The organism is Enterobacter cloacae complex sp. P38RS, from assembly GCF_014930775.1.
GTDB lineage: Bacteria > Pseudomonadota > Gammaproteobacteria > Enterobacterales > Enterobacteriaceae > Enterobacter > Enterobacter bugandensis.
On sequence record NZ_JADBRS010000015.1, the window covers coordinates 31,802 to 48,000 of the forward strand.

At 57.9% G+C, this 16,199-nt stretch carries 18 protein-coding genes; 4 read left to right on the plus strand and 14 right to left on the minus strand.

The genetic code is table 11. From position 1 onward, the window contains the following. Nucleotides 1–3: 3 nt before the first annotated feature. From rpoD to rpsU, 3 genes are all read right to left on the minus strand, one after another. Nucleotides 4–1,848: an RNA polymerase sigma factor RpoD gene (rpoD, locus tag IM303_RS16740; RefSeq protein WP_028014473.1), complete on the minus strand. Its 1,845-nt coding sequence runs from the start codon at nt 1,846–1,848 to the stop codon at nt 4–6. A gap of 153 nt (nt 1,849–2,001) precedes the next feature. After that, nucleotides 2,002–3,747 carry a DNA primase gene (dnaG, locus tag IM303_RS16745; protein ID WP_028014472.1) on the minus strand — a complete coding sequence of 582 codons (1,746 nt, stop codon included), beginning with the start codon at nt 3,745–3,747 and terminating at the stop codon, nt 2,002–2,004. Nucleotides 3,748–3,862: 115 nt separating this feature from the next. Next, nucleotides 3,863–4,078, minus strand: a complete 216-nt coding sequence (gene rpsU / locus IM303_RS16750; protein WP_001144069.1) for a 30S ribosomal protein S21 — start codon at nt 4,076–4,078, stop codon at nt 3,863–3,865. A 236-nt stretch (nt 4,079–4,314) separates the two neighbouring features. Between rpsU and tsaD the strand changes: the two genes are divergently transcribed. Beyond that, nucleotides 4,315–5,328, plus strand: a complete 1,014-nt coding sequence (gene tsaD, locus IM303_RS16755; RefSeq protein ID WP_063438607.1) for a tRNA (adenosine(37)-N6)-threonylcarbamoyltransferase complex transferase subunit TsaD — start codon at nt 4,315–4,317, stop codon at nt 5,326–5,328. A 47-nt stretch (nt 5,329–5,375) separates the two neighbouring features. Here tsaD and ureG read toward each other — a convergent pair whose 3' ends face one another. From ureG to IM303_RS16800, 9 genes are all read right to left on the minus strand, one after another. Next, nucleotides 5,376–5,993 (minus strand): urease accessory protein UreG, encoded by a 618-nt coding sequence (ureG, locus tag IM303_RS16760; protein WP_022651876.1) that lies wholly within the window; start codon nt 5,991–5,993, stop codon nt 5,376–5,378. Between the two features lie 9 nt (nt 5,994–6,002). Next, entirely contained in the window at nt 6,003–6,677 is a 675-nt protein-coding gene (locus IM303_RS16765) for an urease accessory protein UreF (RefSeq protein ID WP_193050849.1), read from the minus strand. Beyond that, entirely contained in the window at nt 6,677–7,216 is a 540-nt protein-coding gene (locus tag IM303_RS16770) for a HupE/UreJ family protein (RefSeq protein ID WP_049000588.1), read from the minus strand. The genes IM303_RS16765 and IM303_RS16770 overlap by 1 nt, the downstream gene beginning before the upstream one ends. A gap of 9 nt (nt 7,217–7,225) precedes the next feature. Further along, nucleotides 7,226–7,690: an urease accessory protein UreE gene (ureE, locus tag IM303_RS16775; RefSeq protein ID WP_049000589.1), complete on the minus strand. Its 465-nt coding sequence runs from the start codon at nt 7,688–7,690 to the stop codon at nt 7,226–7,228. A gap of 9 nt (nt 7,691–7,699) precedes the next feature. Next, the gene (gene ureC, locus IM303_RS16780) at nt 7,700–9,403 is read right to left on the minus strand and encodes an urease subunit alpha (RefSeq protein ID WP_193360103.1); all 1,704 of its coding nucleotides are present in this window, start codon (nt 9,401–9,403) and stop codon (nt 7,700–7,702) included. Next, a complete protein-coding gene (locus tag IM303_RS16785; RefSeq protein ID WP_028014465.1) occupies nt 9,396–9,710 on the minus strand; it encodes an urease subunit beta in 315 nt (104 codons plus the stop codon). The genes ureC and IM303_RS16785 overlap by 8 nt, the downstream gene beginning before the upstream one ends. 10 nt (nt 9,711–9,720) lie before the next feature. After that, the gene (locus tag IM303_RS16790) at nt 9,721–10,023 is read right to left on the minus strand and encodes an urease subunit gamma (RefSeq protein ID WP_041908071.1); all 303 of its coding nucleotides are present in this window, start codon (nt 10,021–10,023) and stop codon (nt 9,721–9,723) included. Nucleotides 10,024–10,033: 10 nt separating this feature from the next. Beyond that, on the minus strand, nt 10,034–10,861 hold the full coding sequence (locus tag IM303_RS16795; RefSeq protein ID WP_193360104.1) for an urease accessory protein UreD: 828 nt from the start codon (nt 10,859–10,861) through the stop codon (nt 10,034–10,036). 137 nt (nt 10,862–10,998) lie between these two features. Beyond that, nucleotides 10,999–12,012, minus strand: coding sequence for an alpha/beta hydrolase (locus tag IM303_RS16800; RefSeq protein WP_028014463.1), 1,014 nt, complete (start codon nt 12,010–12,012; stop codon nt 10,999–11,001). Nucleotides 12,013–12,155: 143 nt separating this feature from the next. Between IM303_RS16800 and IM303_RS16805 the strand changes: the two genes are divergently transcribed. Then, nucleotides 12,156–12,578, plus strand: a complete 423-nt coding sequence (locus IM303_RS16805; protein ID WP_047367377.1) for a MarR family winged helix-turn-helix transcriptional regulator — start codon at nt 12,156–12,158, stop codon at nt 12,576–12,578. A 40-nt stretch (nt 12,579–12,618) separates the two neighbouring features. Here IM303_RS16805 and IM303_RS16810 read toward each other — a convergent pair whose 3' ends face one another. Together IM303_RS16810 and plsY are read right to left on the minus strand one after the other, a co-directional pair. Next, complete coding sequence (locus IM303_RS16810; protein WP_193052561.1) at nt 12,619–14,085, minus strand: MFS transporter; 1,467 nt, start codon at nt 14,083–14,085, stop codon at nt 12,619–12,621. Between the two features lie 92 nt (nt 14,086–14,177). After that, nucleotides 14,178–14,792 (minus strand): glycerol-3-phosphate 1-O-acyltransferase PlsY, encoded by a 615-nt coding sequence (gene plsY, locus IM303_RS16815; RefSeq protein ID WP_014833311.1) that lies wholly within the window; start codon nt 14,790–14,792, stop codon nt 14,178–14,180. Between the two features lie 107 nt (nt 14,793–14,899). On the opposite strand from plsY, the gene folB reads away from it, so the two are divergent. After that, the gene (gene folB / locus IM303_RS16820; protein ID WP_028014460.1) at nt 14,900–15,268 is read left to right on the plus strand and encodes a bifunctional dihydroneopterin aldolase/7,8-dihydroneopterin epimerase; all 369 of its coding nucleotides are present in this window, start codon (nt 14,900–14,902) and stop codon (nt 15,266–15,268) included. A 107-nt stretch (nt 15,269–15,375) separates the two neighbouring features. Next, nucleotides 15,376–16,197, plus strand: a complete 822-nt coding sequence (gene bacA, locus IM303_RS16825; protein ID WP_028014459.1) for an undecaprenyl-diphosphate phosphatase — start codon at nt 15,376–15,378, stop codon at nt 16,195–16,197. The last annotated feature ends 2 nt before the right edge of the window (nt 16,198–16,199 follow it).

Genomic DNA, 16,199 nt, shown 5'->3' on the forward strand with positions numbered 1-16,199 from the left:
GGATTAGTCGTCCAGGAAGCTACGCAGCACTTCAGAGCGGCTTGGATGACGCAGCTTACGCAGCGCTTTCGCTTCGATCTGACGGATACGTTCGCGGGTCACGTCGAACTGTTTACCCACTTCTTCCAGCGTGTGGTCGGTATTCATGTCGATACCGAAACGCATACGCAGCACTTTTGCTTCACGGGCGGTCAGGCCAGCCAGAACGTCGTGCGTGGCGGCACGCAGGCTCTCGGTAGTAGCCGAGTCCAGCGGCAGCTCGAGGGTGGTATCCTCGATGAAATCCCCCAGATGCGAATCTTCATCATCACCGATCGGTGTTTCCATGGAGATTGGCTCTTTGGCGATCTTCAGCACTTTACGGATCTTGTCTTCCGGCATCAGCATGCGCTCGGCCAGCTCTTCCGGCGTCGGCTCGCGGCCCATCTCCTGCAGCATCTGGCGGGAGATACGGTTGAGCTTGTTGATGGTCTCAATCATATGAACCGGAATACGGATGGTGCGTGCCTGGTCCGCGATAGAGCGGGTGATCGCCTGACGGATCCACCATGTCGCGTAAGTAGAGAACTTGTAACCACGACGGTATTCAAACTTATCTACCGCTTTCATCAGACCGATGTTGCCTTCCTGAATCAGATCCAGGAACTGCAGACCGCGGTTGGTGTATTTCTTGGCGATAGAGATAACCAGACGTAAGTTCGCTTCAACCATCTCTTTCTTCGCACGGCGGGCTTTCGCTTCACCGATGGACATGCGACGGTTGATGTCTTTGACCTGCTCGATGGTCAGGCCGGTCTCTTCTTCAATTTGCTGCAGCTTCTGCAGACCGCGATAGACATCGTCCTTCACGTCGTGCAGTTTTTCAGACCACGGCTTGTTCATCGCGATAGCCGCGTTGAACCAGGTTTCGCTGGTTTCGTTGCCGGTGAAGAGGGTGATGAAGTTCTTCTTCGGCATTTTGCACTGCTCAACGCACAGCTTCATGATGATGCGTTCCTGGGTGCGTACGCGATCCATCATCACGCGCATGCTGTTTACCAGGTAGTCGAACTGTTTTGGCACCAGGCGGAACTGTTTGAACACTTCAGACAGCTTCAGGATCTCTTCCTGAGCGGCGGCATGGCTGCGGCCTTTCGCTTTGATGGTGTCACGCGTTACTTCGTACTGGGTACGCAGCTCGGCAAACTTCTCGCGCGCCAGTTCCGGGTCGATGCTGTTGTCATCGTCCGCGCTGTCGTCGTCTTCTTCCTCATCTTCATCTTCGTCGTCATCCATCTCTTCCTGAGACAGCTCAGAACCGACGTGAGTGGCGGTAGGCGCCATATCTTCTTCAGCGTTCGGGTCGACAAAACCGGTGATCAGGTCAGACAGGCGCGCTTCTTCCGCTTCAACGCGATCGTACTGCTCCAGCAGATAGGTAATCGCTTCCGGGTATTCGGCAACAGAGCACTGAACCTGGTTGATCCCGTCTTCGATGCGTTTTGCGATGTCAATTTCGCCTTCGCGGGTCAACAGTTCAACGGTACCCATTTCGCGCATGTACATGCGGACCGGGTCAGTGGTACGCCCGATTTCAGATTCCACGCTGGACAGGACCTGTGCAGCAGCTTCTTCCGCATCTTCGTCAGTGTTGTTGGAGGTTTCAGCCAGCAACAGATCATCGGCATCCGGTGCTTCTTCCATCACCTGAATGCCCATGTCATTGATCATTTGGATGATGTCTTCGATCTGGTCTGAATCGACGATATCTTCCGGCAGATGGTCATTGACCTCGGCATAGGTCAGATAGCCTTGCTCCTTACCGCGTTGGACAAGAAGTTTCAGCTGTGACTGCGGGTTTTGCTCCATAAGACGGTATCCACACTTAATTCGTTTGATTGGTGTCGGCGATGGTGCTGCCAACCTTTAAAGCGAGGGCGTACTTATATTTTTGCCGCTGCCTCTCAGTGCGGCTGCCGGGGGCTTCCCGATCGATATTCGGCACTTAAGCCGTTAAATTTTTTATTTCTTCGCCAGTTCCTGGTTAATCATCCAGAGCTCCCGGCGTTCTTCGCTGCTTAAGCCATGGGTGCGCTCGCGAGCTATCAACTCTTCCTGGCGCAACTCAAGCATCGAATCAAACATATGGTTGAGCGAGTCGGTGAACGTTTTTTCTGCAATTTCCTTATCTGCTATATCGTCCCACATCGACAGTTTTTCAAGGGTAGCGGCCTCTTTTGTGCCGCGATAATGCTCTAAAAGTTGTCCGGTGGTCAGACCTGGCTGAGACAAACAAGTGTTGACCAGTTCTGAAAATAAGCCAAGTCCGGGCAACTTTTCGTGGTTCAAACCCGCCAGCGACGGCACTTGCGGAGCAAGTTCGGGGTTTTGCACCAGTAACCCTATCAGTATACGCATGGTTGTGCGTTTTAGCTGAGGCGCGGGGCGAACCGTGCCGTTTTCAGCCTGTTTAGGCATTAAACGTTCAAGCTGGCTGTCATCCAGGATACCGAGCTTGTTGCCTAACTCCTGACGCAGGTAGATGCGCAGCGTTTCGCCGGGCACCTGGCTGATTAACGGCAGCGCCAGAGTACTGAGCTGCGCGCGCCCGTCAGGGGTACTCAAATCCACCTGCGGCATCAGGCTGTTAAACAGAAACGTGGAGAGCGGCTGTGCCTGCTCCATCCGCGCTTCGAATGCCGCTTTGCCCTCTTTACGCACCAGCGTATCCGGGTCTTCACCGTCGGGCAGGAACATAAAGCGTAGCTGACGTCCGTCGGTCATATACGGCAGCGCGGTTTCCAGCGCTCGCCAGGCGGCGTCGCGTCCGGCTCGGTCACCGTCGTAACAGCAGATGACGTTGTTGGTCACCCTAAACAGCAGTTGAATATGATCGGCAGTGGTGGACGTACCTAACGACGCAACCGCGTAGTTAATGTCGTACTGCGCCAGCGCAACGACGTCCATATAGCCTTCGACGACCAGCAGACGCGGAGGTTCCGCATTGTCCTGCTGCGCCTCATAAAGACCGTACAACTGGCGGCCCTTATGGAAAATATCGGTTTCCGGAGAGTTTAGGTATTTCGGCAGGGCATCACCCAATACGCGACCACCAAAACCAATTACCCGGCCACGCTTGTCGCGGATCGGGAACATCACCCGTTCACGGAAGCGGTCGTAGCTTCGTCCCTGGTCGTTAGTGACCAGCATGCCTGCGTCGATGAGGGATTTACGATCTTCGCTATTGCCGCCAAAACGCTTTAACACGTTGTCCCAGCCGGGCGGGGCGTAACCAATAGCGAAACGCGCAATCACATCGTCGCTCAGTCCGCGCTTGTTCAGATACTGACGCGCAGGCTCAGCCGCAGAGTGCTTAAGAGACTGTTGGTAAAACGAATTCAGGCCATCCATCAGTTGATACAGCGTTTGCCGCTGATGGCGCTCGATCTGACTTGGCCCACTGCCTGCTTCATACGGCACTTCAAGATTATGCATCGCCGCCAGTTCTTCGACGGTTTCAACGAACTCGAGCTTGTCGTAGTTCATTAAAAAATCGACGGCATTACCGTGTGCGCCACAGCCGAAGCAATGGTAAAACTGCTTTTCACCGTTTACGGTGAAGGAGGGGGTTTTTTCGTTATGGAACGGACAGCACGCATGGTAGTTCTTGCCCTGCTTTTTCAGCTTTACCCGCGCGTCGATGAGATCGACGATGTCGGTTCTGGCGAGCAGGTCATTGATGAAAACGCGTGGGATTCTTCCGGCCATATGCCCCAAAAATTTAAGCGACTTATAAACGAAAACAAGCCGCGCATTCCTTCCGGAAGCACGGCCTTACGACTACTACTCTGTCTGTCAATTGAGGGCGTTGGCCCTCAACAGATTAGTACAGACGAGTACGGCGTGCGTTTTCGCGAGCCAGTTTCTTCGCGTGACGTTTCACAGCGGAAGCTTTAGCGCGCTTACGTTCGGTCGTTGGTTTTTCATAAAACTCACGACGACGAACTTCAGCCAGAACACCTGCTTTCTCGCATGAACGTTTGAAGCGACGCAGTGCTACGTCGAACGGCTCGTTTTCACGTACTTTAATTACCGGCATGTAACTCTCACCTTTAATAAATTCGGTTTGCCGCTGGCATCAACGCCAGCTTATTTCAAAATGGTGCGGAATTTTACTGCAAATGCTGCTGCTTTGTAAAGCACCGATGCGATTTTGAAAGGGACTTTAATAAGGGTGAGGAGTATACACGAGCCTTCTTCCTGGGGCGAACAAAGTTTTACATCAACCCGCCCAGGCTCTACACTGCGCGGTATTGAAACGAGGTAAAACAAGTCATGCGTGTACTGGGTATTGAAACATCCTGCGATGAAACCGGCATCGCCATTTACGACGACGAAAAAGGGCTTCTGGCCAACCAGCTGTATAGTCAGGTGAAATTGCACGCTGACTACGGCGGCGTCGTACCTGAACTGGCCTCTCGTGACCACGTGCGTAAAACGGTGCCCCTGATTCAGGCGGCGCTGAAAGAGGCCGGATTAAGCTCAACCGATATTGACGCCGTAGCCTATACCGCCGGTCCGGGCCTGGTCGGCGCGCTGCTGGTCGGCGCAACGGTGGGGCGTTCGCTGGCCTTCGCGTGGGACGTTCCCGCCATTCCGGTTCACCACATGGAAGGGCATCTTCTGGCACCGATGCTGGAAGACAATCCGCCTGAGTTCCCGTTCGTGGCGCTGCTGGTCTCCGGTGGGCATACCCAGCTGATTAGCGTAACGGGTATTGGCAAGTACGAGCTGCTGGGTGAGTCGATCGACGACGCCGCCGGCGAAGCGTTCGACAAAACCGCCAAGCTGCTGGGTCTGGATTACCCAGGCGGCCCGATGCTCTCTAAAATGGCGTCGCAGGGAACGGAAGGGCGCTTTGTTTTCCCGCGCCCGATGACCGACCGTCCGGGGCTGGATTTCAGCTTCTCCGGGCTGAAAACCTTCGCGGCGAATACTATCCGCAATAACGACAACGACGAGCAGACCCGCGCCGATATTGCCCGCGCGTTTGAAGACGCGGTGGTGGATACGCTGATGATCAAGTGCAAGCGCGCGCTGGATCAGACCGGGTTTAAGCGCCTGGTGATGGCGGGCGGCGTCAGCGCCAACCGCACGCTGCGCGCGAAGCTTGCGGAGATGATGCAAAAGCGTCGCGGGGAAGTGTTCTACGCGCGTCCGGAATTCTGTACCGATAACGGGGCGATGATCGCCTACGCCGGGATGGTGCGCCTGAATGCGGGGGCAACGGCCGACCTGAGCGTGTCCGTGCGTCCGCGCTGGCCGCTGGCGGAACTGCCTGAGGCGTAACCCCCTCACCCTAACCCTCTCCCCACAGGGGAGAGGGAAATTTACGACTACACCCGCAGCATCCCTTTCTCTTCCAGAAACGCAATAATCGTCCCCAGACCGTCACCCGCCTTCAGGTTGGTAAACGTCCACGGGCGCTCGCCGCGCATGCGGTTGGTATCACGCTCCATTACCTCCAGCGACGCCCCCACGTAGGGCGCAAGATCGGTTTTGTTGATCACCAGGAAATCGGATTTGGTGATCCCCGGTCCGCCCTTGCGCGGAATTTTTTCCCCTTCGGCCACGTCGATCACGTAAATGGTCAGGTCCGCCAGCTCCGGGCTGAAGGTCGCGCTCAGGTTGTCCCCGCCGCTTTCCACGAAGATCAGATCCAGATTGCCGAACTTCTCGCTGAGTGCTTCTACCGCCGCCAGGTTCATTGAAGCATCCTCGCGGATGGCGGTATGCGGGCAGCCGCCGGTCTCTACTCCCACGATGCGCTCTGGCTCTAGCGCGCCCGCCTCGGTCAGGATGCGCTGATCCTCTTTGGTGTAGATATCATTGGTCACCACCGCCAGATGGTACGTGTCGCGCATCGCCTTGCAGAGCGCTTCCAGCAGCGCGGTTTTGCCCGATCCTACCGGACCGCCCACGCCCACGCGCAGGGGATGTTTGTAATCAGCCATGTTGACTCCTCAGGAACGGAATAGTCGTGAATATTGTGTTTCGTGGCGCGCGGAGGCGATGGCCGACAGTGGCGTAGCTGCCCCCAGTGCGTCGTCGCCACGTAAAAATGCCTGTTCAAATCCGGCGGCAAAATGGTCGCTCAGCTCGATAATCAGCTGCTGCGCCGCCTGCTGTCCGAAGGGGACGAGCTTGACGCCCGCCATCACCGCGCTCTCTATCCAGCTGTAGCCGAGGCTCAGCGCCAGCTCGCGCGCGCCAATGCCCCAGCGCACGCCGAGCCACGCCATGCCGCAGAGCTGGCTCTGCGCAAACAGCGGCAGCCACTCTGCCGGGCAGTTCGGCTCCCAGCTTTTAATCAGGCGCGTAAAGGCCGCACCACGGTTGCGCTCCTCTTCGCGCAGCTCGCGCGTTTCCCGGCAGGCGAGCAAATATGCCGTCCAGCGTTTTGCTGCCGCGACGTCCTGCTGTTCGCAGGCACGGTACAGGCGGATGAACAGCGGCAGGTCGACGCAGAAAAAGCTCTGCTTCATCTGCTGGATCTGCCAGCGCCTGAAGGCGTCGGTGCTCGTAACCCAGCCCGCCTCTACGGCCCACTCCAGCCCCTGCGACCAGGTAAACGACCCGACCGGCAGGCTGCTGCTGGAGAGCTGCATCAGGCGCAGCCGCTGGCGGGCATGCTCCATCAGCTCATCAGCGCCAGCAGGGCGGAGACGATCAGCCCGCCGCCGAAGGTTTTACGCAGACCGTCGTGGCGGCGCAGCAGCAAGCCTGCGGCGAAACTGGCGCCCAGCACCGTCGCGCTGGCCAGCATAAAACCGCTGGTGAACAGCCAGAAGCTGTGGCCAGACATCTCCACGCCGTGCGCCCAGCCGTGGAACATCGCCAGGGCAGGCACCGCCAGCAGCAGGCGGTTTTCGGTTTTAAACATCATCACGCCGCAGACCGCCAGCGAGGCGATAATCAGCATCTCCATGCCGCTAAAGCCGCCGAGCAGGCTGCCCGCAACGGCGCCGACAAGCATCATGCCGAGGGTGGCAAACGGCAGCAGGAGCTTGCGGCCGCTCAGGGCAGATAGCACGCCAGCCCCGGTCAGCATCAGCAGGTGATCCAGCCCGGTCAGCGGGTGGAGAAAACCGGCCTGAAAGCTGTCGGCGCCGTGGCCGGGATGCGCGAGCGCGGGAACGGAAAAAGCCAGCAGTAACAGCGGTAAATACTTACGCATGATTGATCCTTAATGTGAATGGGCGTGAGAATGGCTATGGCTGTGGGTATCGCTGGCGTAAGCGCCCGCTTCCGGTTCAAACGGCAGGCTGGCGAAGGTTACCTCCAGCCCGAACTGGCGCAGCATGTCGTCGAGAACGTGATCGTGGTGATAACGCAGCTCGCCGGGAATGACCTGCAGCGGTACGTGGCGGTTGCCCAGGTGGTAGCAGGCGCGGGCGAGCAGGAACGGATCGGCGCAGCGCACCACGGAAACCGACTCCGGGGCGGCGATCACTTCGATCACTTCGCTGCCGTCGTCGGTGGTCAACAGGTCGCCCCCGCGCAGCAGCAGGCCGCGCGGCAGCATCAGTCCGGCTTCACGCCCGTCGTTAAGCGCCACGCGGGCGCGGCTTTTCACCCGCACGTCAATCGGCAGCGTGACGCTGGCGGTGATCGGGTGCGCGTGGTCCAGACGTTGGGTCAAATAGATCATCTTCACTCCTCAAAACAGGAAATAGCGTTGCGCCATCGGCAGAACGTCGGCCGGTTCGCTGGTTATCAGCTCGCCGTTGACGCGCACCTCGTAGGTTTGCGCGTCAACGGTGATATTCGGCTGTAAATCGTTGTGGATCATGTCGGCCTTTTTCACCGTCCGGCAGCCTTTTACCACCGCCGTGGCACTCTGCAGGCTGAGCTGCTGCGGGATGCCGTTCGCGTGGGCCGCCTGAGAAACAAACGTCAGCCGCGTGGCGTGACGTGCGGCGCCCAGCGCGCCAAACATCGGGCGGTAATGCACCGGCTGCGGCGTGGGGATCGAGGCGTTGATGTCGCCCATCGGCGCGCAGGCGATCATCCCGCCTTTGACGATGGTGGCCGGTTTTACGCCAAAGAAGGCGGGGGACCAGACCACCAGATCCGCCAGCTTGCCCGCCTCAATCGAGCCCACTTCATGGGCGATGCCGTGGGTCAGCGCCGGGTTAATGGTGTATTTGGCGACATAGCGCTTCACGCGGAAGTTGTCGTTATCGCCCGTCTCTTCCGGCAGCGCGCCGCGCTGGACCTTCATGCGGTGCGCCACCTGCCAGGTGCGGATAATCACTTCCCCGACGCGGCCCATGGCCTGCGAATCTGACGAGGTGAGCGAGAACGCGCCGATATCGTGCAGCACGTCTTCCGCAGCGATGGTCTCCCGGCGAATGCGGGATTCGGCAAACGCCACGTCCTCGGCGATATCCGGGTCAAGGTGATGGCAAACCATCAGCATGTCGAGGTGCTCGTCGATGGTGTTCACCGTGTAGGGCAAGGTCGGGTTGGTGGAAGAGGGCAGAATATTCGGGTGCGCGCAGGCGGTGATGATATCCGGCGCGTGGCCGCCGCCCGCGCCTTCGGTGTGGAAGGTGTGGATCGTGCGCCCGCCGATGGCCGCCAGCGTGTCTTCGACAAACCCGGACTCGTTCAGCGTGTCGCTGTGCAGCGCCACCTGAATATCCATCTCTTCGGCCACCTCCAGCGAGCAGTTAATCGCAGCGGGCGTCGCGCCCCAGTCTTCGTGGATCTTCAGCCCGATGGCGCCGGCGGCGATCTGCTCGCGCAGGGCATCCGGGTTGGAGCCGTTACCTTTGCCGAGCAGGCCAATATTCACCGGCAGCGTATCGGCGGCCTGCAGCATGCGGGCGATATACCACGGCCCCGGCGTGCAGGTGGTGGCGTTGGTGCCCGCCGCCGGACCGGTGCCGCCGCCAATCATGGTGGTGATGCCGGAGACCAGCGCCTCTTCCGCCTGCTGAGGGCAGATCCAGTGGATGTGGGTGTCGATCCCGCCAGCGGTGACGATCTTCCCCTCGGCGGCAATCACTTCCGTCGCGGCGCCGATCGGGATCGTCACGCCGGGCTGAATGTCCGGGTTCCCGGCTTTGCCGACGGCGAAGATCCGCCCGTGCTTCACGCCGATATCGGCCTTCACGATCCCCCAGTGGTCGACGATCAGCGCGTTGGTGAGAACCAGATCCACGCAGCTGTCAGCGGTCATCTGCCCCTGACCCATGCCGTCGCGGATCACCTTCCCGCCGCCGAACTTGACCTCTTCGCCGTATATCGTGAGATCGTTTTCCACTTCGATCCACAGCTCGCTGTCCGCCAGCCGCACTTTATCCCCGGTAGTGGGGCCGAACATGTCGGCATACGCCTGACGTGAAATTTCAGCCATGTTTCACCTCGCCCATGACCTCGCCGCGAAAGCCAAAAATGCGCTGCGCGCCCGTCACCTGCACCAGCGTCACCTCTCGCTTCTGGCCTGGCTCGAAGCGCACGGCGGTACCCGCCGGAATGTTCAGCCGGTAGCCCCTGGTGGCTTCGCGATCAAACTTCAGCGCCGGGTTGACCTCGTAAAAGTGGTAGTGCGATCCGACCTGGATCGGCCTGTCGCCGTGGTTTTCAACAACAACACTTTGGGCTTCACGCCCGACGTTGATCGCAATAGTGCCGGGCTGGATCTGGTATTCACCTGGGATCATCACGTGCTCCTTACACGATCGGGTTGTGGACGGTGACGAGCTTGGAGCCGTCCGGGAAGGTGGCTTCCACCTGAATATCCGGGATCATCTCCGGCACGCCCTCCATCACCTGATCGCGCGTAAGGACGTGGCGGCCCGCCTCCATCAGCGCGGCGACGGTTTCGCCGTCGCGCGCGCCTTCCATGATGAAGGCGCTGATCAACGCGACCGATTCCGGGTAGTTGAGCTTTACCCCGCGCGCAAGGCGGCGTTCGGCAACCAGCGCGGCGGTAAACAGCAACAGCTTGTCTTTTTCTCTGGGGGTCAGTTCCATAACGTTTCTCTTATGTCTGCCAGATGCGCGGCGAACAGGCGGTTTTGGTGGTGAGAAGCGGGCGAAGCGACTGCCAGATGTCGCGCATCGCCCGCTGGCAAATCAGGTTGTCGTGGGAGAGAAAACGCACCGACAGCAGATCGTCGGTGAGCGTTGCCCCCGCAAAATGGCCCAGAGGCGCGAGCAGCGCGCGCACCGTGTCGAGATGCTCTTCCCGGGCCGGATAGAACAGCAGGGTGCCGATCCACGGGTGTCCGGCAACGGGCGTGAGATCGCCGTCGCCGAGGTGCTGGCGCTCTATCAGGCGCGGTTCGTCATCCACCCACACCTCAAGGCGGCTCTCCAGCGTGCCGTGGCTGAAGGTCTCACCGATTACCGGGCGGCCCAGGCAGTACAGCTCCCACGCCAGCAGCGTGCTGGAGGCCTTAAGGTGGAAGATGGAACGCAGCGCGGCGTTCGCGCCGGGAAAGATAATGGTGTCCTGCGGCAGCCACTCCAGCGTGGCGTTTTCATCAAGATAAAAGTGCTGGCTCAGACGCGCCTGCGGGCCGCTGCTGCGGTAGAACTTGCTGGCGCCGGGCATGGTGATAAGCGCGTGGCTTTTGGCATCGAGCCGAACGGAAATATCCAGCGTATCGCCGCCCACGACGCCGCCGGGCGGGTGCAGCAGATAGAGGTGGCAGGTTTTTCCTTCGGGGTAAAACGGACGTTGTACGGTGAGCGGCCCGACGTGGCGCGCGGAACGCAGGAGGGTTTTCTCAGGGGCGTGACAAAACTGCAGGGCAAGCGACGCCTGCCAGCCTTTATACGTATTATCAGTGACCTGAGCTGCTAACATGCTGCTTCCATCTGCGCATCATCGGGGTCGTTTCAGTATGCCCTGGCGGAAATGAAGGCTGTCATATGAGTCGCTTATGGATAGAGGAAATTAAAAAGCACGGCCCGGGGCCGTGCTCTGTATGAAGCATGACGATCCTATTTCAGGTGGTCATGCAATGCTGCACCTGCCTGCTCAAGGGCGACTTTAACCGTTGGCTCCTGGCTCAGCGGGTTAAGCAGGCCGTAATCGTGGATCATGCCGTTATAGCGCGTGACGGTCACCGGGACGCCAGCCGCATCCAGTTTACGCCCGAATGCTTCACCTTCATCCCGCAGAACGTCCAGCTCAGCTGTCTGAATCAGCGTCTCCGGGAAGCCTTTCAACTGTGCAGTGCTGGCGCGAAGCGGAGAGGCAAGGATATTGTTACGATCGGCAGCGCTGGTGGTGTAGTTGTCCCAGAACCATTTCATCATGTTTTTTGACAGGAAGTAGCCATTTTCGAACTGGTGATAGGAAGCCGTATCAAAGCTGGCGTCCGTCACTGGCCAGAGCATCACGTTGTAGCGAATTTTTGGCCCATTAAACTGTTTGGCCTGCAACGCCACTGAAGCCACCATGTTGCCGCCCACGCTGTTACCAACCAGGCCCAGACGGCTGCCGTCCACGCCAATTTCCTGGCCGTGCTCGGCTACCCATTTTGTCGCTTCATAGGCCTGATTGATTGCCACCGGGAAATGGGCTTCAGGTGACGGTGTGTAATCAACGTAAACCGCTGCGGCGCCTGATGCACGAACCAGATCGCGGATTAAACGTTCGTGGGTTGGAAAATCACCCAGCACCCAACCGCCACCGTGGAAGAACATAAATACCGGGAGCGTACCGGCAGCATGTTCAGGCTTCACAATTTTTAGGGCGATCGTCTGGCCATTGACCTGGATCGTTTTTTCAGTCACCTGAGCGGGCGGCAATTTTGCTCCTTGCTGCGCGCCGATCAGTACCTGGCGGGCCTCCTGCGGGGTCATCTGTTCCATCGGTTTCCCTTTGCCAGCATTCAGGACATCAAGAAATGCCTGTACGCCTGCGGTCGGGGCTGGAGTATTGGTGGTTTGAGCGGATGCCGCGGCTGACGCGAAGACGGAAGAAATCAGGATGGCGGTTAATGTTTTCATGGTGGTACCCCTTTTAACGTATTTGATTGGATAACTAAATAGTGCGCTACTTAGTTGTTGATGTAATACTTGCGCGCAAGATACTTTTAGTCAAACATTATTTATAATTTTTTTTAGACAACAGATTCAGGGTTGATAGAAAAATGAAAGAAAACAAAACACTAGATGATTTATTGTGCTTCTCGCTGTACTCGGTCACCAATGCGTTCGTGCGCCAGTATCGCCCCCTGCTGCAGGAGATGGATCTGACCTATCCGCAATTTGTTGTTTTGATGGCGCTTTATGAGAAAGACAACATCCCGCTTCGCGATCTCAGCGATAAAACCTATTTTGATTCAGGCACATTGACCCCGCTGGTTCAGAAGCTTGAGGCAAAAGGTTTTCTCAACCGTATCGCGGTTGTGGGGGATGAAAGGATGAAAAATGTCGTATTGACCGATAAAGCGAAAGAACTGAAAAAGCAGGTGATGGCGCTGCCGGACCAGATTCGCTGCAGCATGCGGATGAATGATGATGAGCTGGAAATGCTAAAAAAACTCTCCCGAACGCTGCTGGAAGATTTGTAAGCGCACTTCGGTGGAGGGAACCCACCGAAGCGATGTGTCGTTACCGGTAGTCCTCCGCATCCACATCATACCCGGACGGCTCCCAGCGGATCGCCAGCAATGACGCCAGACCGATAAACGGCGCCAGCGCAATCACCCAGAACACGGCGGTGTCGAGAGACGCGACCAGCAGCGGGAACAGGAACAGCGACAGCGTGGAGCTGCTGCGCATCAGCGTCTGGTTGAGACCCACGCCCACGCCGCGCAGCGAGGTCGGGTAGCTCAGCGAGGCGAACGTCATGGTATGCGCGCCCGGGCCAAATCCCTGACCGAACAGAAAAAGCGCCAGCATCGCCACGGCAAGCACACCTTCAGAAGCACCGTCCGGTCGACCAATCAGCGCCAGCCCCAGCAGCGCCACAAGCTGACAGGCGTAACCCGCCAGCGACATCCGCCACGCGCCGAAGCGCGGCACGTAGCGCACCGCCAGTAATCCGCCGATAAACGCAAACAGCAGGTTCAGCGCCAGCGAGATCACAATAGTGGTCAGCATAGACTGCACGAAGAAGCTTGAAATAATCACCGGCAGGCCAAAGGCCACGGCGTTATAGGCGAACGAGGAGACGACGGACAGCAGCGTGGCGAGCGTGGTACGCCGCAGATAGATGCCGTGGAACAGGTTCAGATAGTTCGACCATTTGGCTTTATTCACGACAGGCGCAGGCTGGGTGAGCGCATCCTGCGGGACGTGGGCGTTAATATTGTACGACTGCCGCAAAATGGACGCCGCCTCTTTCAGGTTGCCCTGATTCGCCGCCCAGACCGGCGATTCGCTCATATAGCGGCTGCGGATGGCGATAATCACCAGCGCGGGTACCGCGCCAAAGCCGAGAATCAAACGCCAGAGCCAGTCGCTGTGGCTTTCCGGCAGCACGGCGTAGAAAAAGAGAACCAGAAGGTAAGAGATGCTGATCGCCGCATACCAGGTAGGGCACCACATCGCGACGCTGGAGGCCTTATTGCCCGGCCCTTTCAGCCTGGCAAACTCGCTCAGGAACGCCATCGCCACGGGAAGGTCGATCCCCACGCCAAGGCCCATCACAAAGCGCGCGCCCGCCAGCACATATTCATTCGGGGCCAGCGCGCAGGCGATAGCGGCGACGACAAAGAATACCATGTCGGCCATAAAGACGCGGTAGCGCCCGATTTTATCCGTGAGGTAACCGCCGAGCAGCGCCCCGACAATCGCACCAAAGGTAATCGCCGAGGCCACCATGCCGGTACCGGCGGGCGTCAGGTTAAATTCGCGGGTAATGTCTTTAATGCCGAACGCCAGCGCGCCTAGATCGTAGGCATCGAGGAAAATCCCGCCCAGAGCGATACCGACCACGATCCGGGCGTTAGCCCGGCCCTGTGAGCCGTCATTAACGAGACGTGAAACGTCCGATGCACTGCGCACCCACTGAATGTCGCCATCAGGGGGAATTCCTGCCGTTGAAAGGGGAGTGGTGTCTGTGATTTCTGCCATATTCTTTTTGTGTGGTTGTGTTGTGTCTCTAACAGTTACCACAGGCAGAAGGTGACAAAAATCACATTTGGTTATAAGGCATAACTAACCGCCTACTCGGGATCTTTTTTCTTTCGCTTGAGCTTCGTCCAGATCTTCGTTTCCTGGCGTCGCCACAAGCGCTGGATATTGTCGTGATGACGCAGCAGGATCAGGCAGGAGAGCATCGATACCGGGAAGGTGAATTGGGGTTTAAACCACCAGACGTAAAACGGGGCAATCAGCGCGCTGACGATGGCACCCAGCGACGAATAGCCGCTCAGCAGAATGGTCAGCAGCCAGGTCCCGGCCATGACGCCGGTTAAGTCCCATCCGATGGGCGCGATGGCACCAAAGGCGGTCGCCACCCCTTTGCCCCCTTTAAAGCCGAAGAATACGGGCCAGATATGGCCGACGCAGGCGGCGATGGCGATGAGCCCCAGCCAGAATGGCGTGACGCCCAGCGCATACGCGCCCCAGACGGGTAGCATCCCCTTCAGAACATCAAAAATCAAAACCGCTACGGCTGCTCCCTTGCCGCCAATTCGAAGCACGTTGGTCGCTCCCGGATTCCCGGAACCACTTTCACGCGGGTCAGGTAACCCGGCAATGCGGCAGACCAGAATGGCGCTGGAGATTGAGCCGCAAAGATAGGCGAGGAGGATCATTCCAGGCGCGATTGCACTCATAACGCTGTTCCGTTTTGAAAATGTATCTGTATTCTCAGCATCTGTGGATAATACGCATAATTCGCCGGAAGTGGTATCCGGTTTAGCCAAAAAGCAGGCAGGTCGTGATGGATATTGTATTTATAGAGCAACTTTCGGTAATCACCACAATTGGTGTTTACGACTGGGAACAGACCATCGAGCAGAAACTGGTGTTCGATATCGAAATGGGATGGGATAACCGCAAATCGGCAAAAAGCGATGACGTGAATGACTGTCTGAGCTATGCCGACATCAGCGAAGCGGTGATCGGCCACGTGGAAGGACAGCGTTTTGCGTTGGTGGAACGGGTGGCGGAAGAGGTGGCGGATCTGCTGCTGACCAAATTCAACTCACCGTGGGTACGCATTAAGCTGAGCAAGCCGGGCGCGGTGGCGCGCGCCGCCAACGTAGGCGTGATTATCGAGCGTGGCACAAATCTGAAAGGAAAGATTTAACGTCATAATTGCTAAACCATTTTAGGTTATATCGGTCTTAAGGCTGTATCTTTCACGGTAGCCGTTAGGGGCGACCGTTTTTTTATATCTTTTTTAGGGGTTTATAGATGAGCGATATGCACTCGCTGCTGGTGGCGGCAATTCTGGGTGTGGTCGAAGGATTGACGGAGTTTTTGCCGGTTTCCAGTACGGGCCATATGATTATCGTTGGCCATCTGCTTGGCTTCGAAGGCGATACCGCAAAGACGTTTGAGGTGGTAATTCAGCTGGGCTCGATTCTGGCGGTGGTGGTGATGTTCTGGCGTCGCCTGTTTGGCCTGATCGGCATCCATTTTGGCCGTCTGCCGCAGCGTGAAGGAGAGGGCAAAGGCCGCCTGACGCTGATTCACATCCTGCTCGGGATGATCCCGGCGGTGGTATTGGGGCTGGTATTCCACGACACCATTAAATCGCTGTTTAACCCGATTAACGTCATGTACGCGCTGGTGGTGGGCGGTTTCCTGCTGATTGCCGCGGAAGTGCTGAAGCCAAAAGTCCCGCGTGCGGAAGGCCTGGACGATATGACCTATCGTCAGGCGTTTATCATTGGCTGCTTCCAGTGTCTGGCGCTGTGGCCGGGCTTCTCCCGTTCAGGTGCGACCATTTCAGGCGGGATGCTGATGGGCGTGAGCCGCTATGCGGCGTCCGAGTTCTCGTTCCTGCTGGCGGTGCCGATGATGATGGGCGCCACCGCGCTGGACCTTTACAAAAGCATTGGCTTCCTGACCACAGGCGATATTCCGATGTTTGCCGTGGGCTTTATCACCGCCTTTATCGTGGCGCTGATTGCCATCAAAACCTTCCTGCAGCTGATTAAGCGTATCTCGTTTATTCCGTTCGCGATCTACCGCTTTATCGTCGCGGCTGCGGTGTACGTGGTCTTCTTCTGATA

What these genes read in the sequence shown, in the direction of transcription:
- rpoD (WP_028014473.1), bottom strand. Translation starts at nt 1,848, where the DNA reads ATGGAGCAAAACCCGCAGTCACAGCTGAAACTTCTTGTCCAACGCGGT.
- dnaG (WP_028014472.1), bottom strand. Translation starts at nt 3,747, where the DNA reads ATGGCCGGAAGAATCCCACGCGTTTTCATCAATGACCTGCTCGCCAGA.
- rpsU (WP_001144069.1), bottom strand. Translation starts at nt 4,078, where the DNA reads ATGCCGGTAATTAAAGTACGTGAAAACGAGCCGTTCGACGTAGCACTG.
- tsaD (WP_063438607.1), top strand. Translation starts at nt 4,315, where the DNA reads ATGCGTGTACTGGGTATTGAAACATCCTGCGATGAAACCGGCATCGCC.
- ureG (WP_022651876.1), bottom strand. Translation starts at nt 5,993, where the DNA reads ATGGCTGATTACAAACATCCCCTGCGCGTGGGCGTGGGCGGTCCGGTA.
- IM303_RS16765 (WP_193050849.1), bottom strand. Translation starts at nt 6,677, where the DNA reads ATGGAGCATGCCCGCCAGCGGCTGCGCCTGATGCAGCTCTCCAGCAGC.
- IM303_RS16770 (WP_049000588.1), bottom strand. Translation starts at nt 7,216, where the DNA reads ATGCGTAAGTATTTACCGCTGTTACTGCTGGCTTTTTCCGTTCCCGCG.
- ureE (WP_049000589.1), bottom strand. Translation starts at nt 7,690, where the DNA reads ATGATCTATTTGACCCAACGTCTGGACCACGCGCACCCGATCACCGCC.
- ureC (WP_193360103.1), bottom strand. Translation starts at nt 9,403, where the DNA reads ATGGCTGAAATTTCACGTCAGGCGTATGCCGACATGTTCGGCCCCACT.
- IM303_RS16785 (WP_028014465.1), bottom strand. Translation starts at nt 9,710, where the DNA reads ATGATCCCAGGTGAATACCAGATCCAGCCCGGCACTATTGCGATCAAC.
- IM303_RS16790 (WP_041908071.1), bottom strand. Translation starts at nt 10,023, where the DNA reads ATGGAACTGACCCCCAGAGAAAAAGACAAGCTGTTGCTGTTTACCGCC.
- IM303_RS16795 (WP_193360104.1), bottom strand. Translation starts at nt 10,861, where the DNA reads ATGTTAGCAGCTCAGGTCACTGATAATACGTATAAAGGCTGGCAGGCG.
- IM303_RS16800 (WP_028014463.1), bottom strand. Translation starts at nt 12,012, where the DNA reads ATGAAAACATTAACCGCCATCCTGATTTCTTCCGTCTTCGCGTCAGCC.
- IM303_RS16805 (WP_047367377.1), top strand. Translation starts at nt 12,156, where the DNA reads ATGAAAGAAAACAAAACACTAGATGATTTATTGTGCTTCTCGCTGTAC.
- IM303_RS16810 (WP_193052561.1), bottom strand. Translation starts at nt 14,085, where the DNA reads ATGGCAGAAATCACAGACACCACTCCCCTTTCAACGGCAGGAATTCCC.
- plsY (WP_014833311.1), bottom strand. Translation starts at nt 14,792, where the DNA reads ATGAGTGCAATCGCGCCTGGAATGATCCTCCTCGCCTATCTTTGCGGC.
- folB (WP_028014460.1), top strand. Translation starts at nt 14,900, where the DNA reads ATGGATATTGTATTTATAGAGCAACTTTCGGTAATCACCACAATTGGT.
- bacA (WP_028014459.1), top strand. Translation starts at nt 15,376, where the DNA reads ATGAGCGATATGCACTCGCTGCTGGTGGCGGCAATTCTGGGTGTGGTC.